Origin of the sequence: Desulfacinum infernum DSM 9756 (assembly GCF_900129305.1) — a bacterium.
In the GTDB taxonomy this organism is placed as follows: Bacteria; Desulfobacterota; Syntrophobacteria; order Syntrophobacterales; family DSM-9756; genus Desulfacinum; species Desulfacinum infernum.
Genome location: NZ_FQVB01000064.1, coordinates 1 through 13542 on the forward strand (window position 1 = coordinate 1; position 13542 = coordinate 13542).

Genomic DNA, 13542 nt, shown 5'->3' on the forward strand with positions numbered 1-13542 from the left:
TCGCCCCGGTGGCCTTGGAAAAGGAGCTTCGCTTCGCCATCCGCGAAGGCGGACGCACCGTGGGGGCCGGCGTCGTCACCGACATCATCGAGTAGTTCTGGGGATCAACAAAGAGAAGGTGAGCGACAATGCGAGTATTGGTCACCCTTGTGTGTCAGGAATGCAAGCAGCGTAATTATACGACGACCAAGAACAAGAGAACGACTCCGGACCGGCTGACTTTCCGAAAGTATTGCAAATTTTGCAATGCCCATACCACGCACAAGGAAACGAAGTAGGCCTCTGGATGCCGCTGCGACCGGGCTTGAAGCCTGGTCGCAGCGGCGGGCCCGGTTCGGGGGCGGCTGATCGGGAACCTATACGGAAGCCCCATTCAAGGTGATCGATGAAGGCTGCAAAGGCAAGTCACACACAGACGATGGAAAGCGGCGGGCCACGGGTGAACAAAAAGAGCGGAAAGCACGACAAGCAGGGCGATGCGAAGGCCGGCGACGTGAAAAAGATGGCGGCGGCGAAAAAGAAGGCCCCCCGGAAGGTTGAGGCGTCCGGGCCGAATCTCTGGACGCGCTTTCGAACCTACCTGAGGGAGGTGGTCTACGAACTGCGCAAGGTCGTCTGGCCGTCGCGCAAGGAGACCATCGGGTCCACGTCCGTTGTGCTGGTGATCGTGATTCTCTGCGGACTCTTTTTGGGGTTCGTAGATCTGATCCTCAGCCGGTTTGTGCGGTTTCTGATCGGGTGAGGAGCGAAAGCGGCATGACGAGCGGTAGCGGGGGTGATCGCGTGGCGAAGCAATGGTACATCGTGCATACGTATTCGGGGTTCGAGCACAAGGTCAAGGCGGCCTTGCAGGAACGGGTCAGGGCGGCCGGCAAGGAAGAATACTTCGGCCGGATCCTGGTGCCCACCGAGAAGGTCGTGGAGCTGGTCAAGGGCGAGCGCAAATCGTCGTCCCGCAAGTTCTATCCCGGATACATCCTGGTGGAGATGGAGCTCAACGACGAAACGTGGCACCTGGTGCGCCACACGCCCAAGGTGACGGGCTTCATCGGAAGTCAGGAAAAGCCCATTCCGTTGACCGAAGAGGAAGCCGACGCGATCATCCAGCAGATGGAAGAAGGCATCCAGAAGCCTCGCCCCAAGTACCAGTTTGAAAAGGGCGACGAGGTGCGCGTGGTGGATGGACCGTTCGCCAGCTTCAACGGGGTGGTGGAACAAGTGATTCCCGAAAAAGGGAAGGTCCGGGTGCTGGTGACCATCTTTGGGCGTTCGACGCCGGTGGAGCTCGACTTTGTTCAGGTCCAGCGCCTTTAGCTGAATATATTTGCGGCGCGGTCGCCCAGCCCTTACCGGGGGGATCGCGCCGTCCTGAAATAGAGACTGCGAGTGGTTGAGGGAGTGATCTCATCATGGCAAAAAAGGTAATCGCGAACATCAAGCTCCAGATTCCAGCCGGGCAGGCGAATCCGTCCCCGCCGGTGGGTCCCGCACTGGGCCAGCACGGCGTCAACATCATGGAATTCTGCAAGGCGTTCAACGCTAAGACCCAGGGGCAGGACGGGATGATCATTCCCGTGATCATCACGGTCTATGCGGACCGGTCCTTCACCTTTATCACCAAGACGCCGCCCGCCTCCGTGTTGCTCAAGAAGGCGGCCCAGATCGCCAAGGGTTCCAGCGAGCCCAACCGCGACAAGGTGGGGAAGGTGACCAAGGCGCAGGTGGAGGAAATCGCCAAGCTGAAGATGCCCGACCTCAATGCTCGGGACTTGGATGCGGCTGTGCGTACCATTGAAGGTACGGCGCGCAGCATGGGGATTGTGGTCGAATAGCTAGGGCCCTTGCCGATACGGGCCGTCAGCAAGACTCGGTTGGAGAGAAGAACATGCCGAAACGAGGAAAGAAATATCGCGCTGCGCTCGCAAAAGTGGATCGCACGAAGCGCTATACCTTTGAGGAAGGCCTGGGCCTTGCTTTGGAATGTGCCTACGCCGGCTTTGACGAAACCGTGGACATCGCCGTTCGCCTGGGGGTGGATCCCCGCCATGCGGACCAGATGGTGCGCGGAACCGTTGTGTTGCCCAATGGCTTGGGCAAGGAAGTGCGCGTGGTGGTCTTCGCCAAGGGTGAAAAGGTGAAGGAGGCTCTGGACGCGGGTGCCGACGAGGCCGGGGGCGAGGAACTGATCGAGAAGATCAAGGAAGGCTGGCTTGAATTCGACAAGGCGGTGGCCACCCCGGACATGATGGGTCAGGTGGGAAAGATCGGTAAGATCCTGGGCCCCCGCGGCCTGATGCCCAACGCCAAGCTGGGGACCGTCACCTTCGACGTGGAGAAGGTGGTGAAGGAGATCAAGGCCGGAAAAGTGGATTTCCGCGTGGAGAAGACGGGGATCGTCCACGCCCCCATGGGCAAGGTCTCCTTCGGGCAGGAAAAGCTCCTGCAGAACATCGCCACGTTCCTGGATACCTTGATCCGGTTGAAGCCGGCTGCGGCCAAGGGCACGTATCTGAGAGGAATCGCCATTTCGACGACCATGGGACCGGGCATCCGCATCGATCCCCTGGCCGTGAAGAACATCCTGGGCTGACGCCCCGGATGGGAACTCAAAATAACTGCCGTTGGGTGCTTTCACGCATCGGAGACCGTAGGTACACGTTGGAGGTGTTTAAATCCGCCCGGGTTTTTTCTCGCGGGGCGGGACCTACCGAGGTGGTGAAAAGACCAACGGGTTGACGGGCTCGCTGATAACGAGTTTGAAAGCACGCCGGCAGAGGAAAGGGGGGAAGAAAGAGCTTGGAAAGGGCAAAGAAAGAGCAACTGGTGGCCGAGCTGCACGAGAAGCTTCAGCGCGCCAGCGCCGCCGTCCTCACGGACTTCAAGGGCCTAACCGTCGCCGAGATCACCGCGTTGCGGGACAACCTGGCCCAGCAGGGCGTGGAGTACAAGGTGGTCAAGAACACCTTGATGCGCATCGCCGCCAAGGGAACGGCCGCCGAGGTGGTGGAGCCCCTGCTCACGGGGACCAACGCCGTGGCGATCAGTTACCAGGATCCCAGCGCCCTGGCGAAGGTCTTGAAGAAGTTCGCCAAGGAGAAGGACAAGTTCCAGATCAAGGGCGGCGTCCTGGGAACCAAGGCACTGTCCGCACAGGATGTGGAAGCGCTGGCCGACCTGCCTTCCCGGGAGGAGATGCTGGCCAAGCTTCTGGGAACGCTCAACGCCGTACCCACCGGTCTGGTTCGGGTACTCAGCGGCGTACCCAGGGCCTTTGTCGGCGTGCTTGCAGCCATTGAACGAGAAAGACAACAAGCTTCGTAAATAGAGGAGGAATCCTGCAATGTCCCAAATCACCAAGGAAGATGTGATCAAGTTCATTGAAAACATGACCGTGCTTGAGCTGAGCGAGCTCGTCAAGGAACTGGAAGAGCGTTTCGGCGTGAGCGCGGCTGCGCCTGTGGCGGTGGCCGCCGTGGCGGCGGCTCCGGGTGCCGAAGCGGCTCCCGCGGAAGAGAAGACGGAATTCGACGTGGTCATCACCTCCGCCGGCGACAAGAAGATCCAGGTGATCAAGGAGGTCCGGGCCATCACGAACCTGGGGCTCAAGGAAGCCAAGGATCTGGTGGAAAATCTGCCCGGCGTGGTCAAGGAAGGCATTCCCAAGGCGGAGGCCGAAGAGATCGCCAAGAAGCTCACCGAAGCCGGAGCGACCGTCGAAATCAAGTAACGTTCCTGCGTCCCGCCCGCGGCGGGCTTTTGTCGGAAGTCCCGTCTGCGGCGGGATTTCCGACTTCCTTTTTTGGGTGAGGGCCACCTGGGACGCCTTGGGCACCGCCGAAGGCGTCCAGGTGGTTTTCTCGCCAAAGTGACCGAAAGGTTATGAATTCCACCAAGTTGCAGGAGACATCATGGCAACTGCTCTGAGCCAAGAATACCGGGTCCGGAAGAGTTTCGGGAAGATCAAGAAGATCGTCGACATCCCGAACCTGATTCAGATGCAGAAAGAGTCGTACGCCAACTTTCTGCAGATGGATGTGCCGCCCCAAGCCCGTGCCAAGAAAGGGCTCCAGGAAGTCTTTCAAAGCGTTTTTCCCATCGAGGATTTCAGCCAGACCGCGTCCCTGGAGTTCGTGCAGTACAGTTTTGGCGACGTCAAGTACGACGTGGACGAGTGCTTGGCGAGGGGCATGACCTATGAGGCGCCCTTGAAGATCGTGGTGCGCCTGGTGGTCTACGATGTGGACAAGGAAGCGGGGATTCGCTCGATTCGCGATATCAAGGAGCAGGAGATCTATTTCGGCACGCTGCCGATGATGACCGAAAACGGCACGTTCATCATCAACGGGACGGAAAGGGTCATCGTCAGCCAGCTCCACCGTTCGCCCGGTATCTTCTTCGATCATGACCGCGGGAAAACCCATTCCAGCGGCAAGATCCTCTATTCCGCCCGGATCATTCCCCTTCGGGGATCCTGGCTCGATTTCGAATTCGACCCCAAGGACATTCTCCACGTGCGCATCGACCGGCGACGCAAGCTGCCGGCCACCGTCCTTTTGAAGGCTCTCGGCTACGCCACGGAAGAACTTCTCAACTACTTCTACAAGATCCAGCGGGTCTTTCTCATCGACGCCACCTCGGCGGAAAAGGAACTGAACCAGGAAACCCTGGTGGGCACGAGGGCCCCGGAAGACATCGCCCACCCGGAAACGGGTGAGGTGCTCGTCAAGAAAAACCGCAAGCTGGGAAAATTGACACTCAAGCGACTGGCCGAGGTGGGCGTCACAAGGCTTCCCATGCCCACGGAGGAACTGATCGGTCAAGTGCTCGCCCACGATGTGATCGACTACGCCACGGGCGAGATCGTCGCCGAGTGTAACGATACGATCACCGAGGAGCTTTTGGAGGAGTTTCTGCAAAGGGGGATCGACGAACTGGAACTGCTCCACCTGCAGGGCCAGGACGTGAGCCCGGCTTTCCGAAACACCCTGCTGCTGGACAAGGTCCACAGCCGCGAAGACGCTCTGTTGGAGATCTACAGGCGCCTTCGCCCCAGCAACCCCCCCACGTTGGAAGTGGCTACCGAATTTTTCAACAACCTCTTTTTCAGCCCGGACCAGTACGATCTTTCCGAGGTGGGGCGCCTGAAGCTGAATGTGCAATTGGGTCTGGAGGTTCCTTTGGAGACCCGCACGCTCACCCGGGAGGACATCCTGGAGGCGGTTCGAAAGTTGATCCATCTCAAGGAAACCCAGGGCCCGGTGGACGACATCGACAACCTGGGCAACCGGCGGGTGCGCGCCGCCGGCGAACTGCTGGAAAACCAGTACCGCATCGGCCTCGTGCGTATGGAGCGGGCCATCAAGGAGCGCATGAGCCTCCAGGAGATCGAGGCCCTCATGCCCCACGACCTGATCAACGCCAAGCCGGTGTCGGCCGTGGTCAAGGAATTCTTCGGGACCAGCCAACTGTCCCAGTTCATGGATCAGACCAACCCGCTGTCCGAGGTCACCCACAAGCGGCGTCTGAGCGCCCTGGGGCCTGGAGGCCTCACCCGGGAACGGGCCGGCTTTGAGGTCCGGGACGTGCACCCCACCCACTACGGGCGAATCTGTCCCATCGAGACCCCGGAAGGTCCCAACATCGGTCTCATCGTCTCGCTTTCCACCTACGCGCGGGTCAATCCCTACGGATTCATCGAAACGCCCTACAGGAAGGTGGAGAACCGCCAGGCCAGCCGAGATGTGGTCTATTTGACGGCCATGGACGAAAAGGAATACCCCATCGCCCAGGCCAACGCCCCGCTGGATGATGAAGGGCGGTTTATCCGGGACGAGGTGTCGGCGCGTGTCGCGGGCGAATTCATGCTGCTGCCGCCCGATGAGATCAAGTACATGGACGTATCCCCCAATCAGCTGGTGAGCGTTTCCGCATCGCTGATTCCCTTCCTGGAGCACGACGACGCCAACCGCGCCCTCATGGGATCCAACATGCAGCGGCAGGCCGTCCCCCTCATCCAGACCCGGGCTCCCCTGGTGGGCACGGGCATGGAGCGGATCGTGGCCCGGGACAGCGGCGTGGTCATCGTGGCCAAGCGTGACGGCGTGGTGGAATACGTGGACGCCTCGCGGATCGTCGTGCGCGCCTTGGAAACGGAAAGCTCCATGGACAGCGGCGTGGACATCTACAAGCTCATCAAGTTCAAGCGCTCCAACCAGAACACCTGCATGAACCAGAAGCCTCTGGTGCGCGCGGGACAAAGGGTCAAGAAAGGGCAGATCATCGCCGACGGGGCCTCCACCGATCACGGCGAACTGGCCCTGGGGCGCAACGTGATGATCGCCTTCATGAGCTGGGGCGGATACAATTTTGAAGACTCCATCCTGGTGAGCGAGCGGATCGTCCAGGACGACGTCTTCACGTCCATCCACATCGAGGAATTCGAGGTTCTGGCGCGGGATACCAAGCTGGGCAAGGAAGAGATCACCCGCGATATCCCCAATGTGGGAGAAGAGGCCCTGCGCAACCTGGATGAGAGCGGTATTGTGCGCATCGGCGCCTACATTCGCCACAACGACATCCTGGTGGGCAAGGTGACGCCCAAGGGTGAGACCCAGCTGACCCCTGAAGAGAAGCTCTTGAGGGCCATCTTCGGAGAGAAGGCCAGCGATGTGAAGGACACCTCGCTGCGGGTTCCGCCGGGCGTGGAGGGCATTGTCATCGATGCCAAGGTCTTTTCCCGCCGGGGTGTGGACAAGGACGAGCGCACCCGGATGATCGAGGACGAAGAGATCGCCCGGCTCATGAAGGACCAGCGGGACGAGCTGGACATCATCCGAAGAAGCGTGGCCAAGCGGATCGCCGCCCTTTTTGAAGGCAAGACGTGCGCCGCCGCCATCAAGGACGGTAAGACGGTCTATGTGAAGAAGGGGGAGCCCATCACCGTGGACGTGGTGATGAATCTTCCCAGCCGGCTCTGGTCGCACCTGGCGGCCGTGGAGGATCCGGCCTTGTCCATGGAAGTGGAGCACATCTACGACCATTACCGGGAACAGGTGGATCTGGTCCGGTCGCTCTTCGAGGAAAAGATCAGCAAACTGAAGAAGGGCGACGAGCTGCCTCCTGGCGTCATCAAGATGGTCAAGGTGTATGTGGCCGTCAAGCGCAAGCTGCAGGTGGGCGACAAGATGGCGGGCCGCCACGGAAACAAGGGCGTCGTCTCCCGTATTCTTCCCATGGAAGACATGCCCTATTTTGCGGACGGCACTCCCGTGGACATCGTGCTCAATCCCCTGGGCGTTCCGTCCCGTATGAACGTGGGGCAGGTCATGGAAACGCACCTGGGTTGGGCGGCCAAGGGCCTGGGCGAGCAGTTGGCCCGGATGCTCGAGGCCTACAAGGAAAAGGAAACCATCGAGCAAAAGCTCCAGCGGATCTACAATCAGCTGGAGTTCGACACCTACCTGAAAGGGGCGAGCGACGAGGAGCTCAAGTCCCTCATTCCGCACCTCAAGGAAGGCGTCCACGTGGCCTCTCCGGTCTTCGACGGTGCGGAAGAGCCCGAGATTCGTGAATTCCTAAAGGAAGCCGGTCTTCCTGAGACGGGACAGGCGACCCTGTACGACGGGCGCACGGGCGAGCCCTTCGACCAGCCCGTGACCGTGGGCGTCATGTACATGCTCAAGCTCCACCACCTGGTGGACGACAAGATCCATGCCCGCTCCATCGGGCCCTACTCGCTGGTGACCCAGCAGCCATTGGGCGGTAAGGCCCAATTCGGCGGCCAGCGCCTGGGTGAGATGGAAGTGTGGGCCATGGAGGCCTATGGGGCGGCTTATGCTCTGCAGGAGTTCCTGACGGTGAAGTCGGACGACGTGGCAGGAAGGACCCGGATGTACGAAAAGATCGTCAAGGGGGAAAACACCCTGGAAGCCGGGCTGCCGGAGTCGTTCAACGTGCTGGTCAAGGAACTTCAGGCCTTGGCCCTCGACGTGCAGCTGCTGGGCGAGGAAGAGGGCGAAGGCGATTAGTGTTGCGTCAGGCAGCTATGGGCCGGGCGGAGGGGTGGCTTCCGCCCGGCGTCCGACTGCCGGGGCGTTCTCGTGAACGTGACGCATAAGGAGGAACCTTTGAAAGAGCTCTATCCCTACTTTATGAAGCCGACCGATCCGCTTCACTTCGACGCCGTCAAGATCATGCTGGCCTCTCCCGAGAAGATCCGGGAGTGGTCTTACGGCGAGGTGAAGAAGCCGGAAACCATCAATTACCGGACCTTCAAGCCGGAACGCGACGGCTTGTTCTGCGCCAAGATTTTCGGTCCCACCAAGGACTACGAGTGTAACTGCGGAAAATACAAGAGGATGAAGCACCGCGGCGTGGTGTGCGAAAAGTGCGGTGTGGAGGTCATCCAGTCCAAGGTGCGCCGGGAGCGCATGGGGCACATCGAACTGGCGGCGCCCGTGGCGCACATCTGGTTCCTGCGCAGCCTGCCCAGCAAGATCGGTAACCTGCTGGACCTGACCATGCGGGAATTGGAAAAGGTCCTCTATTTCGATTCTTACATCGTGCTGGATCCCGGCGACACCCCCCTGGAGAAGGGCGAACTGCTCAGCGAAGAAAGGTACCGCAGCCTGGTGCAGGAATACGGTGCCGGGTTCCGGGCGGGGATTGGCGCGGAAGCCATCAAGGAACTCCTGGCGAGCCTGGATCTGGATGCGCTGGCCCAGCAGTTGCGCCAGGAGATGATGGAGACCGGGTCGGTGGCGAAGCGCAAGAAGCTGGCCAAGCGCCTCAAGGTGGTGGAGGCCTTCAAGGACTCGGACAACCTGCCCGAGTACACCATCATGGACGTGATTCCCGTTCTGCCTCCCGATCTGCGTCCGCTGGTTCCTCTGGACGGCGGCCGTTTCGCCACCAGCGACCTCAATGATCTCTACCGGCGGGTGATCAACCGCAACAACCGCCTGAAGAGGCTCATGGAGCTCAACGCGCCGGATATCATCATCCGCAACGAAAAGCGCATGCTCCAGGAGGCCGTGGATGTACTCTTCGACAACGGCCGGCGGGGCAAGACCATCACGGGGGCCAACAAGAGGCCCCTCAAGTCCCTGAGCGACATGCTCAAGGGCAAGCAGGGCCGCTTCCGCCAGAACCTCCTTGGAAAGCGCGTGGACTACTCGGGCCGTACCGTGATCGTCGTGGGGCCCAACCTGCGTCTGCACCAGTGCGGGCTGCCCAAGAAGATGGCTCTGGAGCTCTTCAAGCCCTTTGTCTACAACAAGCTGGAAGAAAAGGGCCATGTGAGCACCATCAAGGCGGCCAAGAAGATGGTGGAAAAGGAGACGCCGGAGGTCTGGGACACCCTGGACGAGGTGGTCAAGGAATTTCCCGTGATGCTCAACCGGGCCCCGACGCTCCACCGTCTCGGCATCCAGGCCTTTGAGCCGATCCTGATCGAGGGCAAGGCCATCCAATTGCATCCGCTGGTGTGTACGGCCTTCAACGCGGACTTCGACGGCGACCAGATGGCGGTGCACGTGCCCTTGTCCATCGAGGCGCAGACCGAGGCCCGCGTTCTCATGATGTCCACCAACAACATCCTGAGCCCGGCCCACGGGGGACCCATCATCGTACCGTCTCAGGATATCGTTCTGGGCATCTACTACATGACCCGGGAGCGTCCTTTCGCCCCCGGGGAAAACCGCACTTTTGCGGGTGTGGACGAGGTGCGCTGCGCCTACGATGCGGGCACGGTGGACCTGCATGCCAAGATCAAGGTGCGCCTGAACGGGGAAGTGGTGGAAACCACCGTGGGACGCACGCTCCTGTGGGAAATGATCGCCGGCATCATGCCGGAGAAGATCATGGACGACCCCGAACTCCTGAAAAAGACCTTCGCCATGATCAATAAGGTCATGAACAAGAAGGCTCTGCTGGAACTGATCGACTACAGCTACCGCACCGCAGGGGAGAAGGCCACGGTCATCCTGGCGGACCGGTTGAAGGACCTGGGATACCAGCAGGCCACCCGATCGGGGATCTCCATCTCCATGAAGGATATGATCATCCCCAAGAAGAAGGCGGACATCATCTCGGACGCCTTCGAACAGGTCCGTGAGATCGAGCGGCAATACAACGAAGGCCTCATCACCGAAGGGGAAAAGTACAACAAGGTGGTGGATATCTGGGCCAAGGCCACGGAAGACGTGGCCGGTGAGATGATGAAGGAAATGGCCGTGGACGTGGTCACGGGACCCGACGGCCAGACCGCCGAGACCACTTCCTTCAATCCTATCTTCATGATGGCCGATTCCGGCGCCCGCGGCAGCAAGGACCAGATGCGCCAGCTGTCGGGGATGCGCGGCCTGATGGCCAAGCCTTCGGGCGAGATCATCGAGACGCCCATCACCGCCAACTTCCGCGAAGGCCTGACGGTGCTCCAGTACTTCATCTCCACCCACGGAGCCCGGAAGGGTCTGGCGGATACGGCCCTCAAGACGGCCAACTCCGGTTACCTCACCCGCCGCCTGGTGGATGTGTCCCAGGATGTGATCGTCAGCGAAAAGGATTGCGGGACCATGGACGGGATCACCGTGGAGGCGCTGACGGAAGCCGGCGAGATCATCCAGCGCCTGGGCGAGCGTATCCTGGGTCGTGTGGTCCACGAGGACGTGGTGGATCCCGTGACGGGCGACGTCCTCCTTCCCGCCGGGGTGGAGATCGACGAGGAAGGCCTCAAGAAGATCGAGGATGCGGGTATCGAGAAGGTCACCATCCGCTCGGTGCTCACCTGCCGCAGCCGCCGGGGGGTGTGCGCCACCTGCTACGGTCGGGACCTGGCCCACGGCCGCAGGGTGCAGATCGGGGAGGCCGTCGGTATCATCGCGGCCCAGTCCATCGGTGAACCGGGGACGCAGCTCACCATGCGGACCTTCCACATCGGTGGAACCGCCAGCAAGCGCATCGAGCAGACATCCATCACCAACCGCTACCCGGGCCAGGTGAAGTTCGTCAATCTCAATACCGTCCGGAACCGGGACGGCGACCTGGTGGCCATGAACCGCAACGGCGAGATTTCCATTGTGAGCGAGACGGGCCGTGAGCGGGAACGCTATGTCATCATCTACGGCGCCAAACTGAAGGTTCAGGACGGTCAATGGGTGGAGCCGGAAACGCTGCTGGCCGAATGGGACCCCTTCACCATCCCCATCCTTACGGATGTGCAGGGAACGGTGAAGTTCGGCGACATCATCGAAGGCCAGACCATGCAGGAGAAGCTGGACCCGGTGACCGGAAAGTCCAGCAAGGTGATCGTGGAGGCGCGGGACGCCGACATGCGGCCGCGCGTGTCCATCAAGGACGAGCGGGGCCGTACGGCCCGTGTGGGCGATGGCGGGCATGCCCGGTACTACATGCCGGTGGGGGCCATCCTCATGGTCAACGAAGGGGATACGGTCTCGCCCGGCGACGTGCTGGCCAGGATTCCCCGGGAGACCACCAAGACCAAGGACATCACCGGCGGTTTGCCGCGTGTGGCCGAGCTTTTCGAGGTGCGAAAGCCCAAGGAACATGCGGTCATCTCGGAGATCGACGGTGTGGTCAGTTTCGGCAAGGACACCAAGGGCAAGCGCAAGGTGATCGTGACGCCGGAGGTGGGCGAGCCCCGCGAGTACCTGATCCCCAAGGGCAAACACATCAGCGTGCATGAGGGGGATTATGTGCGGGCGGGTGAGCCGCTCATGGACGGATCGCCCAATCCCCACGACGTGCTGGCCGTTCTCGGGGAAAAGGAGCTGGCCAAGTACCTGGTCAACGAAGTGCAGCAGGTCTACCGCCTCCAGGGCGTGAAGATCAACGACAAGCACATCGAGGTGATCGTGCGCCAGATGCTGCGCCGCGTGCGGATCACCAACCCCGGCGATTCCGATTTCCTGATGGGCGAGCATGTGGAAAAGCATGTCTTCGAGGAGGTGAACCAGAAGCTGGAAGCGGAAGGGAAGGTGCCCGCCGCGGCCGAACCTTTGCTCCTCGGCATCACCAAGGCCTCGCTGAGCACGGAGAGCTTCATCTCGGCGGCGTCCTTCCAGGAGACCACCAAGGTCCTGACGGACGCGGCCGCCGCCGGAAAGGTGGATTACCTGAGGGGACTCAAGGAAAACGTGATCATGGGGCGGCTCATTCCGGCCGGTACGGGCATGAAGCGGTACCGCAGTGCCAAGTTCGCCGTCCAGGCCCTTCAGGACAGCTGAACAGGCCCACGGGTCCCGTCGGCCGGGCTTGAAATTTCTTGACAAGCCCACGGGTTGTCAGTAGATAGAGGAGATTTCCGAGCCCAGGCCGTGCGGGCGAGTTAAGTTTTTGAAATTAATGCGATCTGAAGTAGGTGGAGTAACGAGGATGCCCACGATCAACCAGTTGGTCCGAAAAGGAAGAGAAAAGGTCCGGAAAAAATCGACGACACCCGCTCTGCAGGGCTGTCCCCAAAAGCGGGGCGTATGTGTGCGTGTTTACACGACAACGCCCAAGAAGCCCAACTCGGCGTTGCGTAAGATCGCACGTGTCCGCCTGACGAACGGCATCGAAGTCACGTCTTACATTCCCGGTATCGGTCACAACCTGCAGGAGCACTCGGTGGTGCTCATTCGCGGTGGCCGTGTGAAGGACTTGCCCGGCGTTCGCTACCATATCATCCGCGGAACCTTGGATGCTCTGGGGGTGTCCAACCGCAAGCAGGGCCGGTCCAAATACGGGGCCAAGCGGCCGAAATAGAGGGTGTGGGAATCCAAGACGGGCCATGGTCTTGGGAAGGGCCATGGCTTCTCTTTTGCCGTCAATGATCAAGAAGGTTGAGGTCGGGAATGCCTAGGAGAAGAGAAGTTCCAAAACGCGAGATTCTTCCAGATCCCAAGTACAACAGCCGGTTGGTGGCCAAGTTCATCAACAACATCATGCGGGATGGAAAGAAGAGTGTGGCCGAGCGGATCATGTACGGGGCCTTCGATCTGATCGAAAAGCGCGCCAAGCAGGATCCTCTCGAAGTTTTCCACAAGGCCATGGACAACGTGCGCCCCATCATCGAGGTCAAGTCCCGGCGGGTTGGCGGCGCCACCTATCAGGTGCCTGTGGAGGTGCGCCCCGAGCGGCGAGACGCGCTGGCCATGCGGTGGCTGATTGGCTACGCCAAGAATCGCTCGGAAAAGACCATGGTGGAAAAGCTGGCGGGTGAGCTCTTGGATGCCTCCCAGAACAGGGGCGGAGCCATCAAGAAGCGTGAAGACACGCACCGCATGGCGGAGGCGAACAAGGCCTTCGCTCACTATCGCTGGTAGTTTTCCCGGAATCCGGCAGCGGCGAAGGGCGCCTTGCCGGATCGGGCTGAGATTGTTGGGCCGGGGCATCCTCGCAGGTTAAGCGTATTGAGACGAACGGAAGCATTTGGGATCGAGTTTTTGTGAGGAGGAAGCGCGATGGCGAAGAAGAAGTTTGAGCGGACGAAGCCGCATGTGAACGTGGGGACCATTGGTCACATCGACCATGGGAAGACGA

12 protein-coding genes and 1 pseudogene are annotated in these 13542 nt (G+C 60.6%); all 13 read left to right on the forward strand.

Annotated features, from left to right (window positions below):
* Positions 1-95 (forward strand): EF-Tu C-terminal domain-related protein (locus tag BUB04_RS18230; protein WP_143156566.1); only part of this gene is annotated, 95 nt, incomplete at its 5' end.
* Positions 96-128: 33 nt separating this feature from the next.
* On the forward strand, positions 129-278 hold the full coding sequence (gene rpmG, locus BUB04_RS18235) for a 50S ribosomal protein L33 (protein WP_073042159.1): 150 nt from the start codon (positions 129-131) through the stop codon (positions 276-278).
* A gap of 161 nt (positions 279-439) precedes the next feature.
* Complete coding sequence (secE, locus tag BUB04_RS18905; RefSeq protein WP_178372045.1) at positions 440-742, forward strand: preprotein translocase subunit SecE; 303 nt, start codon at positions 440-442, stop codon at positions 740-742.
* Between the two features lie 41 nt (positions 743-783).
* Positions 784-1314, forward strand: a complete 531-nt coding sequence (gene nusG, locus BUB04_RS18245; RefSeq protein ID WP_073042182.1) for a transcription termination/antitermination protein NusG — start codon at positions 784-786, stop codon at positions 1312-1314.
* Positions 1315-1409: 95 nt separating this feature from the next.
* Positions 1410-1832: a 50S ribosomal protein L11 gene (rplK, locus tag BUB04_RS18250; protein ID WP_073042161.1), complete on the forward strand. Its 423-nt coding sequence runs from the start codon at positions 1410-1412 to the stop codon at positions 1830-1832.
* Positions 1833-1885: 53 nt separating this feature from the next.
* Positions 1886-2590, forward strand: coding sequence for a 50S ribosomal protein L1 (gene rplA / locus BUB04_RS18255; protein ID WP_073042163.1), 705 nt, complete (start codon positions 1886-1888; stop codon positions 2588-2590).
* A gap of 206 nt (positions 2591-2796) precedes the next feature.
* On the forward strand, positions 2797-3321 hold the full coding sequence (rplJ, locus tag BUB04_RS18260) for a 50S ribosomal protein L10 (protein ID WP_073042165.1): 525 nt from the start codon (positions 2797-2799) through the stop codon (positions 3319-3321).
* A gap of 19 nt (positions 3322-3340) precedes the next feature.
* Positions 3341-3727, forward strand: coding sequence for a 50S ribosomal protein L7/L12 (gene rplL, locus BUB04_RS18265; protein ID WP_073042168.1), 387 nt, complete (start codon positions 3341-3343; stop codon positions 3725-3727).
* A 181-nt stretch (positions 3728-3908) separates the two neighbouring features.
* Positions 3909-8027: a DNA-directed RNA polymerase subunit beta gene (gene rpoB / locus BUB04_RS18270; protein ID WP_073042171.1), complete on the forward strand. Its 4119-nt coding sequence runs from the start codon at positions 3909-3911 to the stop codon at positions 8025-8027.
* A 99-nt stretch (positions 8028-8126) separates the two neighbouring features.
* On the forward strand, positions 8127-12245 hold the full coding sequence (rpoC, locus tag BUB04_RS18275) for a DNA-directed RNA polymerase subunit beta' (protein WP_073042173.1): 4119 nt from the start codon (positions 8127-8129) through the stop codon (positions 12243-12245).
* 148 nt (positions 12246-12393) lie between these two features.
* On the forward strand, positions 12394-12765 hold the full coding sequence (rpsL, locus tag BUB04_RS18280) for a 30S ribosomal protein S12 (RefSeq protein ID WP_073042175.1): 372 nt from the start codon (positions 12394-12396) through the stop codon (positions 12763-12765).
* An 89-nt stretch (positions 12766-12854) separates the two neighbouring features.
* Positions 12855-13325: a 30S ribosomal protein S7 gene (gene rpsG, locus BUB04_RS18285; protein WP_073042178.1), complete on the forward strand. Its 471-nt coding sequence runs from the start codon at positions 12855-12857 to the stop codon at positions 13323-13325.
* A 138-nt stretch (positions 13326-13463) separates the two neighbouring features.
* A pseudogene (locus tag BUB04_RS20015) lies at positions 13464-13542 on the forward strand (GTP-binding protein); the annotation flags it as partial.